Annotated in this window: 29 protein-coding genes; 26 read left to right on the top strand and 3 right to left on the bottom strand. The window is 36.9% G+C overall.

Annotated features, from left to right (window positions below; all coding sequences use genetic code 11):
• Window positions 1–48 precede the first annotated feature (48 nt).
• The 8 genes from hfq to RCJ93_RS06015 all read left to right on the top strand — a co-directional run bounded on the left by hfq (window position 49) and on the right by RCJ93_RS06015 (window position 6,223).
• A complete protein-coding gene (gene hfq / locus RCJ93_RS06050; protein ID WP_066785859.1) occupies window positions 49–276 on the top strand; it encodes an RNA chaperone Hfq in 228 nt (75 codons plus the stop codon).
• A 206-nt stretch (window positions 277–482) separates the two neighbouring features.
• Entirely contained in the window at window positions 483–782 is a 300-nt protein-coding gene (locus RCJ93_RS06045; protein WP_066785861.1) for a rhodanese-like domain-containing protein, read from the top strand.
• Window positions 783–885: 103 nt separating this feature from the next.
• Window positions 886–2,145 carry a methionine gamma-lyase family protein gene (locus RCJ93_RS06040; RefSeq protein ID WP_446738621.1) on the top strand — a complete coding sequence of 420 codons (1,260 nt, stop codon included), beginning with the start codon at window positions 886–888 and terminating at the stop codon, window positions 2,143–2,145.
• A gap of 204 nt (window positions 2,146–2,349) precedes the next feature.
• Window positions 2,350–2,733, top strand: coding sequence for a MerR family transcriptional regulator (locus RCJ93_RS06035; protein WP_066785863.1), 384 nt, complete (start codon window positions 2,350–2,352; stop codon window positions 2,731–2,733).
• 35 nt (window positions 2,734–2,768) lie between these two features.
• Window positions 2,769–4,103, top strand: coding sequence for a type I glutamate--ammonia ligase (gene glnA, locus RCJ93_RS06030; RefSeq protein WP_446738620.1), 1,335 nt, complete (start codon window positions 2,769–2,771; stop codon window positions 4,101–4,103).
• 290 nt (window positions 4,104–4,393) lie between these two features.
• Window positions 4,394–4,717: a DUF2247 family protein gene (locus RCJ93_RS06025; RefSeq protein WP_446738619.1), complete on the top strand. Its 324-nt coding sequence runs from the start codon at window positions 4,394–4,396 to the stop codon at window positions 4,715–4,717.
• A complete protein-coding gene (locus tag RCJ93_RS06020; protein WP_446738618.1) occupies window positions 4,714–4,992 on the top strand; it encodes a hypothetical protein in 279 nt (92 codons plus the stop codon). The genes RCJ93_RS06025 and RCJ93_RS06020 overlap by 4 nt, the downstream gene beginning before the upstream one ends.
• Window positions 4,993–5,722: 730 nt before the next feature.
• Entirely contained in the window at window positions 5,723–6,223 is a 501-nt protein-coding gene (locus RCJ93_RS06015; protein ID WP_150283953.1) for a GNAT family N-acetyltransferase, read from the top strand.
• 149 nt (window positions 6,224–6,372) lie between these two features.
• Here RCJ93_RS06015 and lexA read toward each other — a convergent pair whose 3' ends face one another.
• The gene (gene lexA / locus RCJ93_RS06010; RefSeq protein WP_147194027.1) at window positions 6,373–6,987 is read right to left on the bottom strand and encodes a transcriptional repressor LexA; all 615 of its coding nucleotides are present in this window, start codon (window positions 6,985–6,987) and stop codon (window positions 6,373–6,375) included.
• Between the two features lie 167 nt (window positions 6,988–7,154).
• On the opposite strand from lexA, the gene yneA reads away from it, so the two are divergent.
• The 6 genes from yneA to RCJ93_RS05980 all read left to right on the top strand — a co-directional run bounded on the left by yneA (window position 7,155) and on the right by RCJ93_RS05980 (window position 11,525).
• On the top strand, window positions 7,155–7,469 hold the full coding sequence (yneA, locus tag RCJ93_RS06005; RefSeq protein ID WP_150283954.1) for a cell division suppressor protein YneA: 315 nt from the start codon (window positions 7,155–7,157) through the stop codon (window positions 7,467–7,469).
• On the top strand, window positions 7,466–8,122 hold the full coding sequence (locus RCJ93_RS06000; RefSeq protein ID WP_066785882.1) for a YneB family resolvase-like protein: 657 nt from the start codon (window positions 7,466–7,468) through the stop codon (window positions 8,120–8,122). Before yneA ends, RCJ93_RS06000 begins: the two co-directional genes overlap by 4 nt.
• 129 nt (window positions 8,123–8,251) lie before the next feature.
• Window positions 8,252–8,488 carry a DUF896 domain-containing protein gene (locus RCJ93_RS05995; RefSeq protein ID WP_066785886.1) on the top strand — a complete coding sequence of 79 codons (237 nt, stop codon included), beginning with the start codon at window positions 8,252–8,254 and terminating at the stop codon, window positions 8,486–8,488.
• A gap of 97 nt (window positions 8,489–8,585) precedes the next feature.
• Complete coding sequence (gene tkt / locus RCJ93_RS05990) at window positions 8,586–10,589, top strand: transketolase (protein ID WP_446738617.1); 2,004 nt, start codon at window positions 8,586–8,588, stop codon at window positions 10,587–10,589.
• A gap of 140 nt (window positions 10,590–10,729) precedes the next feature.
• Window positions 10,730–11,170, top strand: coding sequence for a sporulation inhibitor of replication protein SirA (gene sirA, locus RCJ93_RS05985; RefSeq protein ID WP_150283956.1), 441 nt, complete (start codon window positions 10,730–10,732; stop codon window positions 11,168–11,170).
• A 133-nt stretch (window positions 11,171–11,303) separates the two neighbouring features.
• Entirely contained in the window at window positions 11,304–11,525 is a 222-nt protein-coding gene (locus tag RCJ93_RS05980) for a YneF family protein (RefSeq protein WP_066785889.1), read from the top strand.
• Between the two features lie 28 nt (window positions 11,526–11,553).
• On the opposite strand, the gene RCJ93_RS05975 is transcribed toward RCJ93_RS05980, so the two are convergent.
• Window positions 11,554–12,489 carry an alpha/beta hydrolase gene (locus RCJ93_RS05975; RefSeq protein WP_446738616.1) on the bottom strand — a complete coding sequence of 312 codons (936 nt, stop codon included), beginning with the start codon at window positions 12,487–12,489 and terminating at the stop codon, window positions 11,554–11,556.
• Between the two features lie 180 nt (window positions 12,490–12,669).
• On the opposite strand from RCJ93_RS05975, the gene RCJ93_RS05970 reads away from it, so the two are divergent.
• The gene (locus RCJ93_RS05970; RefSeq protein ID WP_150283958.1) at window positions 12,670–12,924 is read left to right on the top strand and encodes a YqkE family protein; all 255 of its coding nucleotides are present in this window, start codon (window positions 12,670–12,672) and stop codon (window positions 12,922–12,924) included.
• 148 nt (window positions 12,925–13,072) lie between these two features.
• On the opposite strand, the gene RCJ93_RS05965 is transcribed toward RCJ93_RS05970, so the two are convergent.
• Window positions 13,073–13,972 (bottom strand): aldo/keto reductase, encoded by a 900-nt coding sequence (locus RCJ93_RS05965; RefSeq protein WP_446738615.1) that lies wholly within the window; start codon window positions 13,970–13,972, stop codon window positions 13,073–13,075.
• A gap of 70 nt (window positions 13,973–14,042) precedes the next feature.
• Between RCJ93_RS05965 and RCJ93_RS05960 the strand changes: the two genes are divergently transcribed.
• The 11 genes from RCJ93_RS05960 (at window position 14,043) to lysA (ending at window position 24,096) form a co-directional block, all read left to right on the top strand.
• A complete protein-coding gene (locus RCJ93_RS05960) occupies window positions 14,043–14,588 on the top strand; it encodes an NUDIX domain-containing protein (protein ID WP_446738614.1) in 546 nt (181 codons plus the stop codon).
• Between the two features lie 54 nt (window positions 14,589–14,642).
• Window positions 14,643–15,152 (top strand): hypothetical protein, encoded by a 510-nt coding sequence (locus RCJ93_RS05955; protein ID WP_446738613.1) that lies wholly within the window; start codon window positions 14,643–14,645, stop codon window positions 15,150–15,152.
• 119 nt (window positions 15,153–15,271) lie between these two features.
• The gene (fur, locus tag RCJ93_RS05950; RefSeq protein WP_066785913.1) at window positions 15,272–15,769 is read left to right on the top strand and encodes a ferric iron uptake transcriptional regulator; all 498 of its coding nucleotides are present in this window, start codon (window positions 15,272–15,274) and stop codon (window positions 15,767–15,769) included.
• A 57-nt stretch (window positions 15,770–15,826) separates the two neighbouring features.
• The gene (xerD, locus tag RCJ93_RS05945) at window positions 15,827–16,732 is read left to right on the top strand and encodes a site-specific tyrosine recombinase XerD (RefSeq protein ID WP_251645719.1); all 906 of its coding nucleotides are present in this window, start codon (window positions 15,827–15,829) and stop codon (window positions 16,730–16,732) included.
• A 79-nt stretch (window positions 16,733–16,811) separates the two neighbouring features.
• The gene (gene deoB, locus RCJ93_RS05940; protein WP_251645726.1) at window positions 16,812–18,014 is read left to right on the top strand and encodes a phosphopentomutase; all 1,203 of its coding nucleotides are present in this window, start codon (window positions 16,812–16,814) and stop codon (window positions 18,012–18,014) included.
• A gap of 15 nt (window positions 18,015–18,029) precedes the next feature.
• Window positions 18,030–19,334 (top strand): pyrimidine-nucleoside phosphorylase, encoded by a 1,305-nt coding sequence (locus RCJ93_RS05935; RefSeq protein WP_150283962.1) that lies wholly within the window; start codon window positions 18,030–18,032, stop codon window positions 19,332–19,334.
• 231 nt (window positions 19,335–19,565) lie between these two features.
• Window positions 19,566–19,919 carry an STAS domain-containing protein gene (locus RCJ93_RS05930; protein WP_066785922.1) on the top strand — a complete coding sequence of 118 codons (354 nt, stop codon included), beginning with the start codon at window positions 19,566–19,568 and terminating at the stop codon, window positions 19,917–19,919.
• Complete coding sequence (gene spoIIAB / locus RCJ93_RS05925) at window positions 19,912–20,358, top strand: anti-sigma F factor (protein ID WP_066785925.1); 447 nt, start codon at window positions 19,912–19,914, stop codon at window positions 20,356–20,358. Before RCJ93_RS05930 ends, spoIIAB begins: the two co-directional genes overlap by 8 nt.
• A gap of 4 nt (window positions 20,359–20,362) precedes the next feature.
• Window positions 20,363–21,157 carry a SigF/SigG family RNA polymerase sporulation sigma factor gene (locus RCJ93_RS05920; protein WP_066785928.1) on the top strand — a complete coding sequence of 265 codons (795 nt, stop codon included), beginning with the start codon at window positions 20,363–20,365 and terminating at the stop codon, window positions 21,155–21,157.
• Window positions 21,147–22,700, top strand: coding sequence for a spore germination protein (locus tag RCJ93_RS05915; RefSeq protein ID WP_223823521.1), 1,554 nt, complete (start codon window positions 21,147–21,149; stop codon window positions 22,698–22,700). Before RCJ93_RS05920 ends, RCJ93_RS05915 begins: the two co-directional genes overlap by 11 nt.
• A gap of 79 nt (window positions 22,701–22,779) precedes the next feature.
• Window positions 22,780–24,096 carry a diaminopimelate decarboxylase gene (gene lysA / locus RCJ93_RS05910; protein ID WP_251645729.1) on the top strand — a complete coding sequence of 439 codons (1,317 nt, stop codon included), beginning with the start codon at window positions 22,780–22,782 and terminating at the stop codon, window positions 24,094–24,096.
• The last annotated feature ends 193 nt before the right edge of the window (window positions 24,097–24,289 follow it).

Here is a 24,289-nt window from a genome sequence, read left to right as displayed (position 1 = left end):
CATCAATTTGGCGAATAAATACTTAAAAGAGAACGAGGGGGAAAAGGATTGAAAACAGTTAATTTACAAGATGCATATTTAAATCAATTAAGAAAAAATGGGATTTTTGTTACAGTATTTTTGCTAAATGGTTTTCAATTAAAGGGTACAATCCGTTCATACGATAATTTCACTGTTTTGCTAGAAGCAGAAGGAAAGCAACATTTGATTTATAAGCATGCTATTTCTACATTTGCACCATCTAAGCCTGTCGCATTCCAACAAGAAGAAGAGTAATAAGGGTTACCGCGTTTATGTGTCGTTTTTATCAAGGGTTTAACCGGCAATCCCACCTAAACTTTTCATTTGCAAATTGGATGGTTAAAAGCTAATAGTACTTGATAGACGGCATAGATGAAAGAGTTGACCTGCTATAACAGTGGTTAACTCTTTTTTCTTACGGCCTTCTATATTATACTTAAAAATTATTGGAGGAATTATTTATGAAAACAATCACACCTGAAGAAGTATTAAACAAATTAGATGCGAACGAAGATTTACATATTGTAGACGTTCGAGAAAATGAGGAAGTGGCTAATGGTATTATTCCTGGAGCAATCCATATCCCGCTTGGTCAAATTCCAGAGCGTATGGAAGAGTTAAATAAAGAAACCCCTTATATCTTTGTTTGCCATGCAGGCGGACGCAGCTTCAGCGCATGCTCTTACCTTGAAGGGCTTGGTTACGATGTAACAAATCTTGAAGGCGGCATGAGTGCTTGGGAAGGCGAATTGGAATTTTAATTTTTATATGGAAAGAGGACGATCACAGCTTTGTGCATCGTCTTTTGCTATTTAAACAATAATAATGATGATTGGGATTATTAGAGAGAACGGAGTAGAGAAAATGGCTTACAAGTCACCATTAACACATGAAACATTGATGCTAGCAAAGAAAATTGAAGAGAAGGTTAAACCCTACTTTAACCGTGCGGATGAAATGGCTTTTTATAATCAACAAAAAGTACTTTCTGCCTTTCGTAATAATAATGTCAGCGAACATCATTTCCATCCTTCAACAGGGTACGGATATGATGATGAAGGGCGTGATAATCTAGAGCGTATCTATGCTGAGACATTCGGAGCGGAAGCGGCGCTTGTTCGACCTCAAATTATTTCGGGTACACATGCCATCACTCTTAGCCTTTTTGGAGTGCTGAGACCAGGTGATGAACTAATGTATATTACAGGACAACCATATGATACACTTCAGTCTATTGTGGATGGAGGAGATCAAGACACTGGCTCATTAAAAGACTTCAATATTAGTTACCAGCATATTGACTTATTGGACGATCAATATATTGATTGGGATCAGGTTGAAGAGAGAGTATCTGATAAAACGAAAGTAATTGCTATTCAGCGTTCTAAGGGTTATGCAACGAGACCATCGTTTACGATCGATCAAATCGCTGAAATGATTCAAAAAATCCGGTTGATTAAAAGTGACGCCATCATTTTTGTAGACAATTGCTACGGTGAATTTGTGGATGCAGTAGAACCTACTGAGCTGGGTGCAGATCTTATGGCAGGCTCTTTAATTAAAAACCCTGGCGGCGGTTTAGCAAAAGTGGGGGGTTATATTGCAGGTAAGGCGAAATATGTCGAACAATGCGCATACCGCATGACTTCACCTGGTATTGGAGCAGAGGCAGGTCCATCTCTTAACGCATTGTTAGATATGTATCAAGGATTCTTTTTAGCTCCTCATGTAGTGGCTCAAGCATTAAAAGGAGCTATATTTACTGCTGCTGTACTTGAGGATATTGGGATGTCTCCATCGCCGCGCTATGATGCAAAAAGGACAGATTTAATTCAATCAGTTTCATTTAACACGCCAGAGCAAATGATCCAATTTTGCCAGGCTATCCAAAAAAATTCCCCTGTCAATGCACACTTTGCACCTGAACCTGCTCCTATGCCAGGGTATGACGATGATGTGATCATGGCTGCAGGTACATTTGTACAAGGAGCCAGTATTGAGTTATCAGCGGATGGTCCGCTTCGCCCTCCATACACTGCCTATGTTCAAGGTGGCTTGACATATGAACACGTAAAGTTTGCGATTTTAAGTGCAGCTCAACAACTTCAAAGCACTAAACAATAAAAGGTAAAAACAGAGCTATTAAGAGATGAAAAAACACCCTTCCTATTATGAGGAAAGGTGTTTTTTATATTTCCTAGATGGAAAGAATACGTATTTTAAAACAGGTTAATTAAGTTTTAATTTACATGTTAGAAAACCTAACATGTTGTTGACAGTAAAACTAACATGTTATAAAATTAACTTGTGAAAGGTGAGGTGAAGGATTTGAATAAAGAGATTAGAAAGACTATGCCTTTGCTGCCAATTAGCATTGTGATGCAACTAACTGATTTAACCGCTCGTCAAATTCGCTATTACGAAGAACATGAGCTTATTATTCCAGCAAGAACTGAAGGGAATCGCCGGATGTTTTCATTAAATGATGTTGATGATTTATTAGAGATTAAGGATTTATTAGAACAAGGCATCAATATGGCTGGAATAAAAAAAGTATTTGAAATGAAAAATGAACCGCTTGTTACCAAGCAATTGAAGAAAGAAATTACTGATGAAGATTTAAGAAGGATTTTACGAGAAGAAATGCGTCAAGCGCAAAGTATGCAAAAAACCTCTATCCGACATGGAGATTTATCTCGTTTCTTTTCATAACACCTAAAAAATTCTACATATAGGGAGAGATTTCATTGGGAAAGTTTACAAAAGATGATATTCGTAGATTGGTCGTAGAAAAAGAAGTGAATTTTATCCGTTTACAATTCACAGATGTATTAGGATCTATTAAGAACGTAGAAATACCTGTAAGTCAGCTAGAAAAAGCGTTGGATAATAAAATGATGTTCGATGGCTCGTCTATTGAAGGTTTTGTGCGTATTGAAGAATCTGATATGTACTTATATCCTGATTTAGATACATTTATTGTATTCCCATGGACAATCGGCAAAGGTACAGTATGCCGCTTTATTTGTGATGTATACAGTGCAGATGGTACACCGTTTGCAGGAGACCCAAGAAATAACTTGCGTCGCATATTAAACCGTATGAAAGAAATGGGCTTTACCAGCTTTAATTTAGGACCTGAGCCTGAGTTTTTCTTATTTAAATTAGATGAAAAGGGCGAACCGACACTTGAACTAAATGACCATGGTGGTTACTTTGATTTAGCACCAACAGACTTAGGAGAAAATTGCCGTCGTGATATTGTGCTTGAGTTGGAAGAAATGGGATTCGAAATAGAAGCATCACACCACGAAGTAGCACCGGGCCAACATGAAATTGATTTTAAATATGCAGATGCAATTACAGCATGCGATAACATCCAAACATTCAAATTGGTTGTAAAAACAATTGCTCGTAAACACGGTTTACATGCAACGTTTATGCCTAAACCATTGTTTGGTGTGGCGGGATCTGGGATGCATTGTAATGTATCTTTATTTAAAGGGTCAGAAAATACTTTCTTTAATCCGAAGGGCGACCTGCAATTGAGCGATACAGCGTATCAATTTATGGCTGGGGTATTAAAACATGTCAAAGGCTTTACAGCTGTGACAAATCCAACAGTGAACTCTTACAAACGATTAGTGCCAGGTTATGAAGCTCCATGTTATATTGCTTGGTCAGCACAAAATCGATCTCCGCTTATCCGTATTCCGGCATCTCGCGGTCTATCTACTCGGATTGAAGTACGTTCAGTTGATCCAGCGGCAAATCCTTATTTAGCGATGGCTGTTATTCTAGAAGCGGGATTAAATGGTATTGAGCAACAGTTGACACCGCCACCTGCAGTTGATCGAAATATTTATGTGATGAATGCAGAAGAAAGACTAGAAGAAGGCATTGGCAATTTGCCGGCAAACCTAGACGACGCATTGCACGCACTTGCTGAAGATCAAGTCATTCAAGGTGCTTTAGGAAAGCATATTTATGCTAATTTCCGTGAAGCAAAAGAAATAGAATTTGATTTCTTCAGAACACAGGTCCACCAATGGGAACGTGACCAATACATGAAAACTTACTAAAATAAAAAGCGCTGGGATTCAAAGTCCCAGCGCTTTTCTTATGTATTGATAGTTGTCTATTATGCATACAGGATTTACAAAATTTGAAAAGAATATAAAACAGCAAAAGGTGTAAAGAAAAGTAAATTGATAAAAGGAAGGAAAAACATTGAAAGAGAAGAAGGTATAGTTCATTATACAATTAATAGAGAAGGACAAATCACGCATCAAATGCGATACCAGGTACAACAAGCTATTGGTTAAATACCTAAGGGTAGTTTATTCTGTCGAAAAGGAGATGAATCTTTAATATGATAGATTATCAGAGTGAAGAATTTATTTTAGATATGCCAGAGAACTCGTTAAATTTAAATATTCCGTATGCTTTCTTTATAGATCATGCCTCTTTAAATTGGAATGAATTATATTTTGGATTAAAAAGTCAATATATTTCTCTAAATTATGCTATTGAAAAAGCAGTATCAGAGGTAGCAATTAATGGTAATACTTCAAATACGTTATTTGAGCTTGCTTCACTTTTTAAAAATGAAGAAGACTTAGCTGAAAAGTATATTAATGATTTAATAACAGAGAAAATAATGGATTCAATGTTATTGGAAAAAAACAATTCATGATTGACTGTAAAAACAAATATCTTTATATTGCTTTATTGTGGTTGTATCAAAACCCCAAAAAGTATAACCATCCGAAACGATACGACTCAGAATTAAAAGAAATAGACTATAGTTCCAAAGTTTATGATGTTATTTGGGATTTTAAAATACCTTCAATACCAGCTCGTGATTTTCGATATTTCTCGATGACTTTTGAAGTAACAGAGAAAAATCAAGAACTATTTTTAAATAGATGGAATCAGTTTTTAGAAGAACAAAAACAGATAGTCAAATAATTTTTAATAAAAAATACGCATTACCAAAATAAAATAATACTAACAATAAACTCAATTTTAAGTCGTAGGATCCTAATATCTTTTACATGTTGAGGTCTATTTCTATTTAGTCACAGACAACTAAAAAACTAAATACCATAACACTCTATCAGGATTAGCAAGTCACCCATTTCAATCTTTAATAGCTAAAGACGATCTCTATATTCTTTGTATGCTTCGAGAAAATCTCTTTTAATGAATTATTAGCGATTTTAACATTAAGCAAAAATTCATTTGTATCATTAAAACTATCAGAAATATCCTTACTCTCGGTATCAGAACATGGAAATACTTCTAAAAGTATATATCCTTCAGAGCTATTTGCGATCACGTTCATACTTAAGCGCTTCGGAAAACAGAAATGTTGTGTTTTTGCTTCACTCAATTGTCGAGAGATATTTTTGCGCAACGGATGATGTGTTAAACCATCTGACTGTTAAATCTAAAAATTTATAACCCTGTATTTACCTATATTATACACTGTAATATATTTACTTATATTGATTAATGGAAGTTTTTAAGTTTTATTACAATTATGTATGGCGCTAGAATGAAAAATCAGGATGAGTAGAGTTTATTACTGGTGATTACTTTGTACAACATATTATGAGAATAATCGTATGATATGTGACTATGTTTTGATTGTGCAAGGAGGTAGTGGATTGTATTAAGAGAGGAGAAAAAATAGAAAATGATTGAATTACGAAAAATAACTGGAGATAACATAGAGAAAGTAATAGCACTTGAAGTTGAAGAAAACCAAAAAGACTTTATAGAAACTACTAACCTAAGAAGCTTTGCAGATGCTCATATGTTGAATGCAGAAGGGATACCTGCTACACCTTATGCCATTTATGCCGATGAAGTGGTGGTTGGATTTTTGATGTATATTTATGATACGTTGGATCACGAATCGTTTGAAAAGGAAGATTTTTACGGTAAGAAGAGCTATTTTATTTGGCATATTATGATTGGAAAGAGTTACCAAGGGGAAGGATATGGCAAACTTGCATTTGAAAAAATGTTGAAGGAAATCGTAACGTGGCCATATGGTGAAGCAGAATATATAGCTCTCTTTTATCAAACAAGTAATATCAAAGCTAAAACATTATACGCTTCATTTAAATTTGAAGATACAGGTATTATTCAGGGTAAGTCCATGTTGGCGATTAAAAAGCTAGTTGAGAAATAAAAGAAACACGCAATGTTTTCATACTGCAAAATAGCACTTTAAGTAGGCGCAAAATAATCCTAATTTAACACCCGCGCTATCTGTTTTGTGTTTATAAAAAAACAATCAGTCTACAGGTAATATAATAGACTCGATTGTTTTTTTAATTATCAGTATATGTTACGATAAAGACCAACAACTTTACCAAGAACAGCAACGTTTTCAACAATTATTGGCTCCATAGAGGAATTCTCTGGTTGTAAACGGAAGTGTCCCTTTTCTTTATAAAAACGTTTTACTGTTGCTTCGTTCTCCTCCGTCATAGCTACTACGATATCTCCATTATTGGCAGTTGCCTGTTGTTTGACAATCACGTAGTCTCCATCGAGAATTCCTGCCTCTATCATAGATTCACCCATGATTTCAAGCATAAAAATATGGTCATCTGATCCACCGTAAGTGTCAGGAATAGGGAAGTACTCTTCAATATTTTCGATAGCGGTGATAGGTAACCCGGCAGTTACTTTCCCAACTAAAGGAACATGCATAACACCCTGTTTGGTAACATTTCCTTGATCTAAGATTTCAATAGCGCGCGGTTTTGTCGGGTCTCTGCGGATCAGCCCTTTGCTTTCCAATCTATTCAAATGGCCGTGGACAGTTGAACTGGAAGCTAAACCTACTGCTTCGCCTATTTCTCGTACAGAAGGCGGATATCCTTTAGTGCGTACTTCTTCTTTTATAAATTCCAATATATCATCTTGTCTTTTTGATACCTTTTTCAATTTGCTCACCCTCTTATCAGCAATTTTCTTTAATTGTTAAATGAAGTATAACATGTCTATTAAATGGATGCAAACATAGGTTCGAAATTTATTTGACAAAAACGCATGTTCGTATTATATTGAATTATATAAACTACGAACAAACATTCGATGAAGGGGAGATCCTTATGAACTGGATTAAAAAAAATCGAAATACCACCTATTTATTTGCATTCATATTCGCCATTATGGTTATTCTTATGGTTATCAATCGGGATACAACTAGCTACACAAACATAGAAGTCCAAGAAGGAGATACTTTATGGTCGCTATCTGGACTTTATAAAGGGGATTTATCCAAAAGTGAGTGGGTTTCTTTAGTGAAAGATAAAAACAATATTATTGACGGACGCATTATAGCTGGTCATACTTTATCTATTCCTGCGTACAAAAAAACTAACACGAATAAAAAAGGAATAGAGTTGGCGAGTGAAAATGAATGAATAGAGGTAAAGAAGCAGTATTATATTGCCGTGTAAGTACAGAAAAAGAATCCCAAGATTCTTCGCTAGAACGGCAAGAAAGTGAACTAAAAGAGTTTGCCAAAACAAAAGGTTATAATGTTATGAGTGTATTTAAAGATCGGCATAGCGGCTATGACGTAGAACGCGAGGGACTCATGGATTTGCTGGATTATATTAAAGAACAACATATTACAGCATTGTTTGTGCAGGATGAAACGCGATTAGGACGTGGGAATGGTCGCATGGCCGTATTACATCTACTTAATAAAATGGAAGTGACTATTTTTACTCTTAATAATTCAGGCAATATCCAGCTGAATGAAATGGATACAATGTTGCTTGAAATATTGGCACTAGTAGAGGAATATCAAAGGAAATTACATAATGCCAAAATACGTCGTGGGATGAAAAGGGCTGTACAAAACGGCTATAGGCCTGAAAATAACTTAAAGGATCGGGGCAATCCAGAAGGTAGAGAAAGAATTGATGCTCCAATTGAACAGATTATTCAATTGAGAAATAAAGGGCTAACATTTGAAGAAATCACTGCTACTTTAAATGGATTGGGCTTCCAACTTAGCAAAGCAACAGTACATAGACGCTATAAAGAATTCGAAGAGCACAATAATTAACTGTAAACTGTCGAAAAGTTTACTTTATGATACAGGTTGGCTTGATATCCAAATAATGCTTAACGCTTGCACTTAAAACATATTTTACATACTCTTTAAGATATGAAGAATATGAAAGGGTGTATATAAATGTTGCCAAAAGAAAAGATTGATCGCATTAATTTCCTGTCTAGAAAATCAAAAGCAGAAGGACTAAGTGTTGAGGAAGCGAAAGAACAAACAGCACTTCGAAAAGAATATCTGGATACATTCCGTAATTCCATGAGAGACACCATTGAGCATGTCCGAGTATTTGATCCAAATGGCGATGAAGTAACACCGGATAAGGTAAAGGAAATTCAAAAACGAAATAATCCTTTGAATTAATAAGGTAAAGTAAATGTCGAAAAAATATTGTTTTCTGACATAATGTTGACTAAACTGTAATAGAATAATACTTTGCTTTCAGAAAGGATGTCTATTCATGACGCTACAAGCAGATCAGCTTGCAATTAATACAATTCGAACTTTGTCGATTGATGCAATCGAAAAAGCAAATTCTGGTCATCCAGGTTTACCAATGGGTGCAGCACCAATGGCTTACACGCTATGGACAAAACAAATGCAACACAATCCAAAAAATCCAAAATGGTTTAACCGTGACAGATTTGTATTGTCAGCAGGACATGGTTCAATGTTATTATACAGCCTACTTCATTTAGGTGGTTATGACTTACCGATGGATGAAATTAAAAACTTCCGTCAATGGAATTCATTAACTCCTGGCCATCCTGAATTTGGGCACACTGCTGGAGTAGAAGCGACAACTGGTCCACTGGGGCAAGGGATTGCTATGGCTGTTGGTATGGCGATGGCTGAAGCGCATTTAGCAGGAGTATACAACAAACCAGAACATTCCATTGTAGATCACTATACATTCGCGCTTTGCGGAGATGGAGATTTAATGGAAGGTGTATCTGCAGAAGCAGCTTCACTTGCAGGCCATTTGCAATTAGATAAACTAATTGTCTTATACGATAGTAATGATATTTCATTAGATGGTGATTTGAATAAATCATTCTCAGATAATACAGCTGAACGTTTTAAAGCATATGGCTGGAATTATATCTTGGTTGACGATGGCAATGATATTGAAGCTATTAATTCAGCAATTGAAAAAGCAAAAACTCATAAAGGACAACCTACATTAATTGAGATTAAAACAGTTATTGGCTTTGGTTCTCCTAACAAATCAGGTAAATCATCATCTCACGGTGCACCGCTTGGCGTTGATGAAGTTCTACTAACAAAACAAGCTTATCAATGGGAAAATGAAGATTTCTTCGTTCCTGAGGAAGTATACGAAACATTTAAAGAAGCAGCGAAAATTCAAGGGGAAGAAGCTGAATCTGTATGGAACGAACAATTCCAAGCATACAAACAAGCATACCCAGAACTTTCTGCACAGCTAGAAAAAGCAATTAATGGAGAGCTGCCTGAAGACTTTGACGCAGAAATCAAAGCTTTCGAGCCAGGCAAATCGGTAGCTACACGTTCATCATCAGGTGATGTGATTAATGCGTTAGCTAAGAAATTGCCTTCTTTCTTTGGAGGAAGTGCTGACTTAGCTGGCTCTAATAAAACTACTATTAAGGATGCAGGAGATTTCTCTGCAACTGAACGAGCTGGACGTAATATTTGGTTCGGTGTTCGTGAGTTCGCAATGGGTGCTGCATTAAATGGTATGGCTTTGCATGGCGGTCTTCACGTGTTTGGTGGAACATTCTTTGTCTTCTCTGACTATGTGCGCCCTGCCGTACGTTTATCTGCACTTATGGGACTTCCTGTGACATATGTGTTTACACATGATTCTATTGCTGTTGGTGAAGACGGTCCAACACATGAGCCAATTGAACATTTAGCTGCATTGCGTGCGATGCCGAACCTCTCTGTTATCCGTCCGGCTGATGCTAACGAATCTGCTGCCGCATGGAAACTTGCAGTATCATCTAAAAATAAACCTACTGCTTTAGTGCTGTCACGACAAAACCTGCCAGTGCTTGATGTAGATGCGAATGCAATCTATACAGGCGTTGAAAAAGGTGCTTATGTTGTTGAAAAGGCAGACAAAGAAGTGGCTGATGCATTGCTATTAGCAACTGGTTCTGAAGTACAGTTAGCTGTTGCTGCTAAAAAAGCATTAGCTGGCGAAGGAATCGATGTTACAGTTGTATCAATGCCAGATCTAGGTCGTTTTGACGAACAAGATGCAGCATATAAAGAAAGCGTATTGCCTATAAACGTAACAAAACGTTTAGCAATTGAAATGGCTTCTTCATTTGGTTGGCATAAATATGTTGGTTTTGAAGGTGATGTTTTAGCTATTGACCGATTCGGAGCTAGTGCACCTGGAGAAACAGTAATCGAAGAATATGGCTTTACAGTAAACAACGTAGTAGAGAAAGTTAAAGCTTTAATGGCAAAATAAATAGAAATACCAAAAAGTAGAGGGAATATGCCTCTACTTTTTGTTTTTTGACAAAGAAAGTGGGGTATTTACAGTTTAAATTGACAAAATATTCACTTGATTGAAGGTATACTTAGTAGAAAGAAAGGGGCGGCTTAAAAATGCGTGTTTACTCAATCTTTCACATTAAACCAAAACATCAATCATTTATATATGGTAGAGAACGTCTTTTATTCGAATTAATTAATGGTGTCAAAACGAACCAAAACAATTTTTATCCATCACAGGAATTAGCTTATTTATGTGAGACGTTGCCTGTTGATGATATTGAAACTAGCATAGAAAAACATTTACATACTAGTTTTTCTGCTATTAATATTAAAAACCATGAAATCTATTTAAGTAATCAATTCAAAGGAGATCTTCACATAGAAATTCAGCCATACTATCTAAATGTTTATTGTATTGGCTCCCGTATGTTAGAGTTAGATTTATTTGCAACATTATCAAAAATTAGCTCTGGTTTTATTGGCTTCAATAAGGGCGAAATGGAATGTGGCTGGTTAAAACCTCCAAAATTTTCTGTTCTGGCAGAAAGTTAGCAGTGCCTCTTTGCTAGCAGGAGAAAGACTCAGTCACCAAAAATAAGAGAAATAGTAGTGTCCATGACATTTTTGTTGTATAATCCTCTTTGGAGAGATATTCTCGTATGCACAATTTAGAGGAGGAAATTAGTTGAATACTGGACTAGCGATTACATTAATTATTGTAGCGTTAATTATTGGTTTAGTTGGCGGATTCTTTATTGCAAGACAATATATGATGAAATATCTGAAAGAAAACCCACCAATCAATGAACAAATGTTACGTATGATGATGACTCAAATGGGTAGAAAGCCATCAGAAAAACAAATTAAACAAATGATGAACCAAATGAATAAAGTAAACAATAAATAAGAAACAGCACTCCAATGAGTGCTGTTTTTTATGTTTCTTGTTCATTTGTAATATATTTTTCGATAAATGTATGCACAGTTTTTTCATACTCATCTGGATTTTCATTAAATGATTGTGCATGTGCCCCATGTTCAAATAACTTTAGCATTTTGGGCCCTTTTTTTAATTGATATAACTCAATCGTCATATCAGGTAAAATAAAGTCGTCTGGAAGGCTATGAATGAACAGGACAGGTTTTGTAATATTAGGAATGGCTGTTCTCGGAGCAACATTTTTCAACCAATAGCCATCTCGAAGACGTAAAAAAATCTCAGCAAGTTTTATAGCTAAAGGACTTTTTAATGGAGTTTTTTTCTTCATTAAATACAAAAGCTGTTCATAGAAATCAGAGTACGGGCAATCAGCAATATAAAAATCCGCTCTATCTTCCAGTATACCGGCATATAAAAGGGTGGTAGCTGCACCCATTGATTCACCATGAACGCCGATAATGGAATCGTACCCTAATTGTTCCTTTACATAATGTAGCACAGCTTCTAAATCGAATTTCTCATAAAAGCCATAACTTGTGGTCTTTCCTCCTGATTCTCCGTGTCTCCGATGATCATAAACAAAGGTATTGAAGCCCAATCTTTCAAAAAGTCTTACATACTTTACTGAGTTTACCTTATTTTCCGTGACACCGTGACAAATAATCATTGTCTTCTTTGTCTGTAGGGGCTTAAAATAGATTCCTTTTATGACGTAACCATTTGGAGAAGAGATCATAATATCCTCTTTTTCTACTCTATTGAACCATTTTTCGTCGTAGCGTAAAGCTTTTTTTTCTCTTTCTAAAATAAACAAGTCATCTTTTTTCTTTATATAAATGAGTTGGCTTGAAACTAGGTAACCAGCTAATGAAAGGATGCCGCCAAAAATGCCTGTCACTAACCCGAAAATATAAAAAAACTTCTTTTTCATCGACACCCCTGCTTCCAATATAGATTTTTACATTTCTGCCATAAACATTTGTTTGCAATGAATCAAATCCCTCGTTTTTCTGAAGTCTTTTACTTTTAATATTTGTATTGCTTTATAATATAATATGAGTTGACTTGGAATTTTGATAAAGTGAAATGGAATTTGAAAGGAATTTTGTAAATGGCTAAGAAAAGAAAAAACCAAAATATAACTTCTCAAAAAGAGCAAAAAGATGAAAAGCTTACATTGCAAGACCAATTAAACGGAGATGTATTGGAAAAGTTAAAGCTAGCGAAAAAGGAACTTGTGGCAAAAGAGCAACAGGTACAAGAAGAAAAAGCAGCACAATTAGCATTTGAGCGCAAGCAACGAGAGAAGAATAAATCTTTTGCAGAATTATTAGATGAATATGGAGACAGAGGTTCCAAATTTTAAAGGTTAAAAGCCGCGAATAGTATTGCATCAAAAAGATAGACATACTTTGTCCTATCCTTAAATGCAGCTATTCGCGGCTTTTATAATCCAGCTGATGGCTGAATAAGAAAATTTAGATGAAATAATCTCCTAAGTGAGGTGACTTACTTTATAGTCTATGTTCTGTATATTGGTCTAGCTGTGTTAATTCGACTAAATTACTATCATTAGAATGGTCAATGTGATTATAGGCTTGAATAGTTGCTGCAATTTGTTCTCGTGTGCTTGCTCCGATAATAGCAGAGGCAATTTCTTTATGCTGTAGAACACTTTGCAAGGCGGTTACATGTACTGAAGGGGCCGCATTCGCCACATTGGTTAAGGTAGCTTGTAGTTCCTCTTGTGAGTATGTCAAATAACCATTGGTCTTTTGAACCCTATTTTTCCAATCATCTGTGAGAAGTCCTTTAGCAAGAGATCCACGAGTCACTACTGAAGCACCGAGCTCTTTAATGGAATCAAACCATTCTTCTGGGCGTCTGTCGAGCAAACTATACTGCATCATAATGGATACAGCTTTGCTCTCTTTTAAAAAGGGTATAAAAACATTTGGCCTAATAGAAGAAATACCGTATTCCCGAATAAAACCTTCTTGTTTCAGTTCATTGAATGTATCAATGATCTCTTCCCAATTTTCCCCTAAGGTACCACCGTGCAACTGATATAAGTCGATATAATCTGTTTGAAGACGACTCAGACTCTCTTTGACAGCTTTTTTGATATGTTGAGCGGAAGCGTCAAAGTGCCATGAATCAGAAGAAGAATTCCATACATTCCCCACCTTTGTCGCCAGTAATATATCTTTTCGCTTTTCTTTTAGTAAATGGCCGATGGTTTCTTCATTCATGCCACGCTGATAGAGGTCAGCTGTATCAAAGTAGTTAATGCCTGCATCGATTGCGGTATCAACTATATATGATGCGTCAACACGATTTATCGGCAAAGACATGCATCCTAGACCTATTTCTGATAATAGTAATTCACTTGCTCCTAACCGTCTTTTTTCCAAAACTATCGCCTCCTTTAAAGATAATGGTACAATGATTCATAGATAAATAACAATAGAGAGGAATTCGACAATGAAAAAATTTGAAGAAAAAACTATTTCAACAGAAGAAATTTATAAAGGACGTATTATTAATGTCCAAAAAGATGAAGTCACACTACCAAATGGCAAAACTGCTTCAAGAGAATTAGTAAAACATCCGGGAGCTGTTGCTATTATTCCTGTAACAAAGGAAGGGAAAATAGTTATGGTAGAACAATATCGTAAGCCTCTCGAACAAAGTATTATTGAGATTCCAGCTGGTAAGCTTGAGCCAGGTGAAGCTCCAGAAAAAACAGCCATGCGTGAATTGGAAGAAGAGACAGGCTACGGTGCGAATAACTTCGAAAAGATTTATTCATTCGCTACCTCCCCTGGATTTGCTGATGAAATTATCCATCTCTATGCTGCAACAGATTTATATCAAATAGAACAACCAGCAAGCCCAGATGAAGATGAATTTGTTGAACTTTTGGAAGTTTCCATTGAAGAAGCGGAGCGTTTAGTAGAGGAACAACAAATTTATGATGCGAAAACAATTCTAGCAATTATGTGGACAAAAAATAATCTATCGAAATAAGGTATTTTTTAGAACGAGGAGCATAGGTTGTACTATTAGAAAGTAGGTGACCTAGTGAATCGTTCATTGCAACTATCGTATTTTTTTCTAATCATTTCAATTGGCTTCATTGGTGGAATTATAGCTTTTAAGATTTCAGCTCCCGAACAAACCGAATGGCTAATATCTATAATTGATCCTCGCCTTCTGTTTGAGGGTAAGCCAAAAATGTGGCAATCGCTATGGCCAGCATTTATGCCGTATCTTTTCTTAGTGTTGCTTGCTACACATCAATGGTTCCGCCATGCAACAAGATTAGTAGTCGTCTGTAAAAGCGCCTTTTTTGGTTTTTGTTCAGCTTACCTAATCGCTACTCAAAATGCTATTTGGAATTACATTTTTTGGTGGTTTCCTATTCAATTTTTATACACTTGCTTATTATTGCTATTTTCAATTGTGCTTGTCCCTAAACCATTTTATAATTCTAGGCGGCAGGGGCTTCATTGGAATCGACTCATCGCCATTGGAGTATTAGCTGCAATAATATTTGGTATTGAGCTTCTCATTATCCATTTTATGTTTTAATGATTTTTCTCATTTGATATTAATTATCATTAAACAATCATTATAAGTATTTTAGTCGCTTAATCTTGTAATGAGAAATAAACTTTTGGTATAATGGTAGAAGTTTAGGGGGGCGTCATATGGAGAGCCGTATTGATCGAATTAAAAAACAATTACATGGTGCTAGCTATAAACTGACGCCACAACGAGAAGCGACGGTTAGAGTACTTTTAGAAAATGAAGAAGATCATCTAAGTGCTGAGGATGTTTACCTATTAGTAAAGGAGAAAGCACCGGAAATCGGTCTAGCGACTGTGTACCGTACATTAGAGTTGCTGACAGAGCTGAAAATTGTCGATAAGATTAATTTTGGCGATGGAGTTTCTCGTTATGATTTACGGCAAGAGGGTGCAGCTCATTTTCATCATCACCTCGTTTGTATCGAATGTGGCGCCGTTGATGAAATACAAGAAGACTTGCTTGAAGATGTTGAAGCAGTAGTTGAAAAACGGTGGAATTTCCAAATAAAGGACCATCGATTGACATTTCACGGTATATGCTGGCGTTGTACTGAAAAGCATGCCGAAGAAAAAAACAAAGAGAATGTTAACAATCCAAATAATAATGAAGATTTTTAAACAAATGGAAAGGATGGCGGAGGTGCTGTCCTTTTTTGTTTTAGGAGGATTATTGCGATGAAACAAGAAATACTAGATGCAATTGCAGATTATATTCACTTTCTAAGGGTAGAGCGCCAATTATCACAAAATACATTGCAGTCCTACGAACGCGATTTAAAAGATTATACACAGTTTTTATTTGAGACGAGTCAGTTAGAGAAATTTGATGAAATTGATAAATTGCAGATATTAAAGTATTTGCAGAGTTTACAAAGAAAAGGGATTTCAGCTAGGACCATATCAAGGCATATTTCATCCATTCGCTCATTTCATCAGTTTTTGTTAAGAGAAAAATATTCAAACAATGATCCGAGCGTACATTTAGAATTGCCTAAAATTGAGCAAAAATTGCCAAAAGTATTATCAATTGAAGAAATAGATCGTCTTCTCTCTATGCCGGATCTTTCGCGGCCACAAGGTGTTCGAGATCAAGCGATGATGGAACTTTTATATGCAACTGGTATGCGTGTGAGTGAGTGTATAACACTTAATATGGAAGATATTCATTTAACAATGGGCTTTGTACGTGTTTTTGGGAAAGGCGGCAAAGAGAGGATTATTCCTCTTGGAAACTCAGCCATTAATGCATGTACGAATTATTTAAATCATGCGCGTTTTCATCTTGAAAATCCGAAGCTACGAACAGATGCGTTATTTATCAATCAGAGAGGGAAAAGGTTAACAAGGCAAGGTCTCTGGAAATTATTAAAGGGTTATGCAGAAAAAGCGAATATAACGAAAGAATTGACGCCACATATTTTACGTCATTCCTTTGCGACTCATTTAATTGAAAATGGAGCAGACTTACGTGCAGTGCAAGAAATGCTTGGACATGCTGATATCTCAACAACACAAATTTATACACATATTAGCAAATCAAGGTTGTCTGAAGTATATAAGCAGTTCCATCCAAGAGCATAAAATATATACATCAGATGTCTGACCTTTATTTTTTAAAATATTTTGGTAAAATAAATCTATAAACAAGGAGGGCAACATTATGACTATAAAACCGTTTAAACGCATTCACCTTATCGTCATGGATTCAGTAGGTATAGGAGAAGCGCCGGATGCAGCTAGTTTTAACGATGTTGGCGCGGATACTCTAGGACACATCGCTAAAGAAATGAAAGGGCTCACAATGCCGAATATGGAAAAGTTGGGCTATTCTAATATTCGAGGCATAATCGGCTTAGAAGATTTAGAGGGCATGAAGTCTGTTGATCAGCCTCAAGCTTTTCATGGCTATATGCAAGAGGCCTCTGTAGGTAAAGATACGATGACTGGCCATTGGGAGATCATGGGCCTAAATATTAACAAGCCATTCAAAGTGTACCCGGAAGGATTCCCTCAATCGCTTATTGATGAATTAGAAGAACGTACTGGGCGCAAAGTGCTTTGCAATAAACCAGCTTCAGGGACACAAGTCATTGAAGATTTCGGAAAAGAGCACATGGAGACAGGTGCAATTATTGTTTACACATCTGCTGACCCAGTATTGCAAATTGCTGCACATGAGGATATTGTCCCGCTAGAAGAATTATACAAAATATGCGAAATTGCACGTGAAATTACGTTAAAACCTGAATATCTGGTTGGCCGTGTTATTGCACGACCTTTTGTTGGTACACCAGGCAATTTTGAACGTACTTCCAATCGTCATGATTATGCATTGAAACCATTTGGCCGTACTGTAATGAATGAATTGAAGGATGCAGGCTACGATGTCATAGCTTTAGGCAAAATATCAGATATATACAATGGTGAGGGCGTTACGGAAGCTATCCGTACACAAGACAATGATGATGGAATGGATCAATTAGTGAATGTCTTGAAAAAAGACTTCCAAGGAATATCCTTCCTTAATTTAGTTGACTTTGATGCTAAATATGGCCATCGACGCGATCCAATTGGATACGGAGAAGCTCTTGAAGAATTTGACCGTCGATTAGCAGAAGCATTGGATCTTATGCAGGAAGATGATTTACTTCTCATTACAGCAGACCATGGAAACGACCCTACTTTCCCTGGAACAGACCATACGCGCGAATTTGTTCCACTAATTGCTTATTCGCCTCGATTGAAAGAAGGTAAAGAACTACCAAAGACAGAAACATTCGCTGCTATTGGAGCGACTATTGCTGAGAACTTTGGTGTCAAAATGCCTGAATTCGGCAAAAGCTTTTTACAACTTTTAAAATAAGTGAGGGATCCATCCATGAGAATGGTAGACATTATCGAAAAAAAACGTGAGGGACAAGAACTTACGACAGAAGAAATTCGCTTCTTTATCCAAGGCTATACAGACGGGTCTATCCCTGATTACCAAGCGAGTAGCTTGTTGATGGCAACCTATTTCCAAGATATGAGTGAGCGTGAAAGAGCGGATCTAACAATGGCTATGGTGGAGTCAGGCGACCAAATCGACTTGTCCGATATAGAAGGAATAAAAGTAGATAAGCATTCGACAGGTGGCGTTGGAGATACAACTACACTTGTTCTAGGACCACTAGTAGCTGCTGTAGGCGTTCCTGTGGCAAAAATGAGCGGACGCGGTTTAGGCCATACAGGTGGAACGATTGATAAATTAGAAGCAATCGATGGCTTCCATGTTGAATTATCAACTGAACAATTTGCAGAACAAGTAAATCGAATCAAACTAGCCGTTATTGGCCAAAGCGGGAACTTAACTCCAGCTGATAAAAAGCTTTACGCACTACGAGACGTTACAGCAACAGTATCAAGCATTCCGCTTATTGCAAGCTCAATTATGAGTAAAAAGATTGCCGCTGGAGCAGACGCTATTGTATTAGATGTTAAAACAGGTGATGGCGCCTTTATGAAAACGGTTGAAGATTCTAAGAAATTGGCGCATGCAATGGTTCAAATAGGAAAAAATGTTGGACGTAATACAATGGCGATTATTTCGGACATGAACCAGCCTCTAGGCTATGCAATAGGCAATGCATTAGAAGTCAAAGAAGCGATTGATACATTGCGTGGAGAAGGACCTGAAGATCTTACAGAACTTTGCCTGACACTGGGTTCTCAAATGGTTGTACTTGGTAATAAAGCGAAAACTATCGAGGAAGCAAGAACAAAGCTTGAAGAAGTTATTCAAAACGGCAAAGCTTTAGAAGTTTTCAAAGAGTTTATTGAAAGTCAAGGGGGCAATCCAAGTGTAGTGGACGACCCTTCACTGTTGCCGCAAGCAAAATATACGTTTGAGGTACCTGCAAAAGAGCAAGGTTATGTAAGTCATATTGTAGCAGACGAGATTGGTACTGCTGCAATGTTACTGGGTGCTGGACGCGCTACTAAAGATTCTGTTATTGACCTTGCTGTTGGTATTATATTGCATAAAAAAGTGGGCGATTCTGTAAAAGAAGGCGACTCTCTAGCTACAATTTATGCAAACCAAGAAGAAGTCAAAGAAGTGATTGAAAAGATATACGCTAATATTTCACTCTCAGAAAACGAAGTGAAAGCACCAGAATTAATTGAAGAAATCATTACAGAATAGTTTAAATTAAACCTGCATTCTATTGAATGCAGGTTTTTTCTATATCACTTTTTGACTTGAAATCAAAAATATTAATCCACCTCTTTGTGTTTAAAAGGGAAAATGGCCGTCTATAATGAGGGATGGTAGCTGTCACATTTTTTCTATTTTTAGCTTATTACTTCTTAAATTGTCATACTTAAGGAAACCTACCTTTTCATGTAGTATAGTTTCTAAAAAGGAGGTATACAAATGCAGCATCATATTGAAATTACATCTGAAAAAATAGCCATTATCAGGCTGGGGGGCGAACTCGACCACCATGCAGCTCGCCATATCCGCGAAGACATCTCTCAGGCGATCTATAGCGGTTATGTACAAGACATTATCTGGAACTTAGAAAGCCTTCAATTTATGGATAGCGCAGGCGTAGGCTTAATACTTGGGAGGATGCGAGATCTGCAAGTTCATAATGGCCGTACATTAATTATTAAACCTTCTTCTACCATGGAGAAAATATTCCAGTTCTCTGGATTAGGAAAATATATTTGGCATGACACTGAACAAGAAGCCATCCAAAGTTTAGGAGGGATTCTGCATGGATAATGAAATGACGCTATCATTCATGGCAGTAAGCGATAACGAAGCACTCGCTAGAATAGCGATTACAAGCTTTTTATCAGTACTTGATCCAACTATTGAAGAACTATCAGAAATTAAAACAGTTGTCTCAGAAGCAGTAACAAATGCGATTATTCACGGTTATGATGAAAATCCTAATGGCATTGTAACAGTACAAGCTTCAAGACATGGCCGAGAAGTAACCATAACAATTCTTGATCAAGGTATAGGAATTGAAAATGTGACACAAGCGATGGAACCGCTATATACAACAAAACCATTGCTAGAAAGGTCAGGGATGGGCTTTACCATCATGGAAAGCTTTACAGATCAATTAACTGTGCAATCAGAACTCGGGAAAGGAACGGCCGTTACTTTCAAGAAACAATTTCAACCAGTCCAAGAGCCGCTATATGTAAGGTGACAATATGACATCAAACCCGCAAGCGTCAAAAGAGTTACTAACACAAGATCGGATGCGAGAGCTTATCAAATTAGCGCAGGCAGGGGATGAAGCAGCAAGGAAAGATATGGTAGAAGGAAACACAAGACTCGTTTGGTCCATTGTTCAACGATTTGCATCACGAGGGGCAGACTTAGAAGACTTGTTTCAAATAGGTTGTATTGGCCTCATGAAATCAGTTGATAAATTTGATTTATCCTACCCGGTAAAATTTTCCACATATGCTGTTCCAATGATCATTGGGGAGATTCAACGATTTCTGCGCGATGACGGTATGGTAAAAGTGAGCCGCTCCATTCGTGAGCTTAATTTTAAAATCCGTCATGCAACAGATGACTTCCTGAAGAACAATGAAAGGCCGCCGACATTGCAAGAATTGGCGCAGCAATTAGATGTTTCTATTGATGACATCACAATGGCCAGCGACGCGCTACGAGACCCTGCTTCACTTCATGAACAAATTTTTGAAAGCGATGGGGATCCGATCAGCTTAATGGATCAAATGAAAGATGAAAGATCTGAAAAACCTTTTGAACATATTCCATTAAAAGATATGTTAGAGAGACTGGGGAAAAGAGAACAATCAGTCATCTATCTGCGCTATTACCATGATTGCACCCAAAGTGATATTGCCGAACGTTTGGGCATTTCTCAAGTGCAAGTGTCACGGCTAGAGAAGAAGATATTAGCACAGCTTAAAATTTGGTTAACAGATCAACAATACGAACAATTGGTAAAGGTGGCAGAACATGAGCAATGATACCAATAATAAAATAGTATCTTTATTTCAAAGCAACGAAGCTGCAGAAGAGTTCATGATTTCGCAGTTTGGTAAAAGTGAAAGCTATGATATCAATATGAAATATGTCCATGTGCACAACATGGACGTATTTATGATTAATATTAATGGCTTAACTGATACAGAAAATTTCACACGTATTTTAACAGCCACACAGCCTACTTCTGTCTTTGCGAAGAACCAAGCTCAAGTGGAAAAAGAAGATGCTCCAGAATTAGATGCTAATAAGAAAGATGAAAAAGTGGATTCAAGCAAAGAAGAGAAATTAAGTGTAGAAGCAAAGTACTTCTTTGAATGTTTTCCTTATTTTGCTTGGGAAATGCAAACCTCTAAGGATAAATTGTTAGCTGCGATCTTAAGTGGGCAAGTCGCATTTATCACACCCTCTGGTATAGCATTTGTTGCTGATTTAAGAAGTTATCCTGGTAGACAACCAGAAGAACCAGATAATGAAAAGGTAATAAGAGGTTCTAGAGATGGCTTTACAGAAAATATAGTTTTGAATACAGCGCTAATAAGAAGGCGAATTCGAGACACTTCTTTAAGGTTTGAACTTCACCAAGAGACAGCTAGAAGCAAAATGGACATAGCTATTGTTTATATTAAAGAACTTGTTAATGATGAGCATCTCCATTATGTAAGAGAGCGACTTAAAGCAATTCACCATGACGGCATGACAATGTCCGATAAATCACTAGAAGAATGGCTCATTAAGCAACGTTATCACCCGCTTCCATTTGTCCGATACAGTGAAAGGCCGGATATTGTAGCTGCGCATGTTTTAGAAGGCCATATCGCCATTGTAGTAGACACATCACCATCTGTTATATTGGTCCCAATTACAATGTTTCATCATTTGCAACATGCTGAAGAATATAGACAAGCGCCAGCCATTGGCACAATGCTTAGATTTTTGCGCTTCTTTGGCGTATTTTTAAGTTTCTTTTTGCTTCCTCTATGGTTTTTACTAGTCAAACATCCTGAATTTATCCCGCAATCGATTGATTTTATTGGCATTAACAAAAAAACCTCAGTTCCTCTCCTCGTCCAAATATTAACTGCAGACATAGGCGTCGAATTTTTAAGGATTGCCGCGATTCATACTCCTACTCCTTTATCAACTGCCATGGGACTTATTTCAGGGATTATTATAGGACAAATTGCAATCGATGTCGGCTTATTCTCAGCTGAGGTTGTTCTCTATACAGCTATTTCGGCCATTTTCACCTTTGCTATTCCTTCTTATGAGCTAAGTATATCAATAAAAATATTTAGAACCATCTTGCTCCTATTAACAGCAGCATTAGGGTTAAATGGTTTCTTTATAGGATTATTCCTACTTGTTTGGTACATGGTCTCTCTAAAACCGATGAAGGTACCTTATTTATGGCCGCTCATTCCATTTTTCCCAGCTGGTTTTGCCCATGTATTAATTCGTTTCCCAATGACTAACGATGCACCTCGTCCGTATATTGTTGGAGCGAAAGACAGAAAGCGAAACTAACAACGCATTGCATCTCTCTTCCTATCATGGTAAAGTTCATATAAAGAAAATTCGGTTTATTCATGATAGGAGAGATTTGATGTTTTTATATGGAACGCAAGCAATTAATGAATTAGGCCATTTAACAATTGGAGATATAGATACGGTAGATCTTGCAAAGAAATATGGGACACCCCTTTTCGTGTATGACCTCGAGTTATTTTACAAAAGGGCAAAGAGTTTTATCGATACTTTCAAGAAAGCTTCTGTGAAAGCACAGGTATGTTATGCAAGCAAAGCGTTTTCAAGTATCGCCATCTATCAGGCTGCAGCGGAAGCAGGCTTATCGATAGATGTGGTTTCAGGAGGCGAGCTCTACACAGCATTACAGGCAGGAATTCCTAGCAATCGAATTCACTTTCATGGAAATAATAAAAGTTTGGAAGAATTAGAGCTTGCTTTTAATGAAAGAATTGGCTGTATTGTCATTGACAACTTTAGAGAAATTCAATTACTAAAAGAACTAGCTGCGCGTAAAGAGCAGAAAATGGACGTAATTCTTCGGGTTACACCGGGGATTGAAGCACATACCCACGATTTTATTACGACAGGACAAGCAGATTCGAAATTTGGCTTTGACTTGAACAATGGGCAAGCAGACAGAGCATTTAAAGAGCTGCAGCACGATCCTTTTCTAAAACTACAAGGTCTCCACTGTCATATTGGCTCACAAATTTTTGACAGTACAGCATTCAAGTTGGCTGCCATTAGATTAATAGAAAAAATTAGTAAATGGCATAATGAGGAAGACTATGAGATCAACGTGCTAAATTTAGGCGGAGGCTTTGGTATTCGATATACGGAAGACGACGAGCCGTTGGAGCCAAATATCTATGTAGAAGAATTAATTCGAACAGTATCAGAAGAAATCAAAAGGCACAGTTTAAGCATGCCTGAAATTTGGATTGAGCCAGGTCGCTCACTAGTAGGCGAAGCTGGAACAACTTTATACACTATAGGTTCACAAAAAGTGGTTCCCGAAACACGAAAGTACTTAGCAGTTGATGGTGGAATGTCCGATAATATTCGTCCAGCTCTATATGGGGCGAAGTATGAAGCGGCCATTGCTAATAAGATTTTACAGAAACCTGCTGAGTTTTACACGATAGCTGGTAAGTTATGCGAATCTGGTGATAAACTGATTGAGCATATACAATTGCCAGAGGCTGAGCCTAATGATATTCTTGCTATATTTTGTACAGGTGCTTACGGGTACTCCATGGCCAGCAACTATAATCGAATTCCCCGGCCTGCGGTTGTATTTGTAGAAGAGGGAAGACATCAGTTGGCAATCAAGCGTGAAACATATGAGGATATTGTAAGGTTAGACCTTCCTTTGACAATTGGAAGGAGGTAAAAGCTATCGTGAGAAAAAGCAATATTATTTTATTAATATCATTTATTTTAATGGCTGTGATTTGGGGAGTAATCTATTGGTTTTTTGTAGCACCTGATTCCCTTACCAAATAACGGAAGAATATTTGCGCATTTATTTATTTTCGTGTAGGATATTCAAAGAGACTTAAAGGCAAAAAGAAGAGGGATCTAAT

It is taken from the genome of Rummeliibacillus sp. BSL5, from assembly GCF_052928305.1.
Note: the sequence above shows the minus strand (reverse complement) of the source record. Positions and strands in the feature narration are given on the sequence as shown.

Excerpts from the sequence above, each read along its gene's own strand:
- RCJ93_RS06045 (WP_066785861.1), top strand. The coding sequence starts at position 483 with ATGAAAACAATCACACCTGAAGAAGTATTAAACAAATTAGATGCGAAC.
- RCJ93_RS06040 (WP_446738621.1), top strand. The coding sequence starts at position 886 with ATGGCTTACAAGTCACCATTAACACATGAAACATTGATGCTAGCAAAG.
- RCJ93_RS06025 (WP_446738619.1), top strand. The coding sequence starts at position 4,394 with ATGATAGATTATCAGAGTGAAGAATTTATTTTAGATATGCCAGAGAAC.
- RCJ93_RS06020 (WP_446738618.1), top strand. The coding sequence starts at position 4,714 with ATGATTGACTGTAAAAACAAATATCTTTATATTGCTTTATTGTGGTTG.
- RCJ93_RS06015 (WP_150283953.1), top strand. The coding sequence starts at position 5,723 with ATGATTGAATTACGAAAAATAACTGGAGATAACATAGAGAAAGTAATA.
- yneA (WP_150283954.1), top strand. The coding sequence starts at position 7,155 with ATGAACTGGATTAAAAAAAATCGAAATACCACCTATTTATTTGCATTC.
- RCJ93_RS06000 (WP_066785882.1), top strand. The coding sequence starts at position 7,466 with ATGAATAGAGGTAAAGAAGCAGTATTATATTGCCGTGTAAGTACAGAA.
- RCJ93_RS05995 (WP_066785886.1), top strand. The coding sequence starts at position 8,252 with ATGTTGCCAAAAGAAAAGATTGATCGCATTAATTTCCTGTCTAGAAAA.
- tkt (WP_446738617.1), top strand. The coding sequence starts at position 8,586 with ATGACGCTACAAGCAGATCAGCTTGCAATTAATACAATTCGAACTTTG.
- sirA (WP_150283956.1), top strand. The coding sequence starts at position 10,730 with ATGCGTGTTTACTCAATCTTTCACATTAAACCAAAACATCAATCATTT.
- RCJ93_RS05975 (WP_446738616.1), bottom strand. The coding sequence starts at position 12,489 with ATGAAAAAGAAGTTTTTTTATATTTTCGGGTTAGTGACAGGCATTTTT.
- RCJ93_RS05970 (WP_150283958.1), top strand. The coding sequence starts at position 12,670 with ATGGCTAAGAAAAGAAAAAACCAAAATATAACTTCTCAAAAAGAGCAA.
- RCJ93_RS05960 (WP_446738614.1), top strand. The coding sequence starts at position 14,043 with ATGAAAAAATTTGAAGAAAAAACTATTTCAACAGAAGAAATTTATAAA.
- fur (WP_066785913.1), top strand. The coding sequence starts at position 15,272 with ATGGAGAGCCGTATTGATCGAATTAAAAAACAATTACATGGTGCTAGC.
- xerD (WP_251645719.1), top strand. The coding sequence starts at position 15,827 with ATGAAACAAGAAATACTAGATGCAATTGCAGATTATATTCACTTTCTA.
- deoB (WP_251645726.1), top strand. The coding sequence starts at position 16,812 with ATGACTATAAAACCGTTTAAACGCATTCACCTTATCGTCATGGATTCA.
- RCJ93_RS05935 (WP_150283962.1), top strand. The coding sequence starts at position 18,030 with ATGAGAATGGTAGACATTATCGAAAAAAAACGTGAGGGACAAGAACTT.
- RCJ93_RS05930 (WP_066785922.1), top strand. The coding sequence starts at position 19,566 with ATGCAGCATCATATTGAAATTACATCTGAAAAAATAGCCATTATCAGG.
- spoIIAB (WP_066785925.1), top strand. The coding sequence starts at position 19,912 with ATGGATAATGAAATGACGCTATCATTCATGGCAGTAAGCGATAACGAA.
- RCJ93_RS05920 (WP_066785928.1), top strand. The coding sequence starts at position 20,363 with ATGACATCAAACCCGCAAGCGTCAAAAGAGTTACTAACACAAGATCGG.
- RCJ93_RS05915 (WP_223823521.1), top strand. The coding sequence starts at position 21,147 with ATGAGCAATGATACCAATAATAAAATAGTATCTTTATTTCAAAGCAAC.
- lysA (WP_251645729.1), top strand. The coding sequence starts at position 22,780 with ATGTTTTTATATGGAACGCAAGCAATTAATGAATTAGGCCATTTAACA.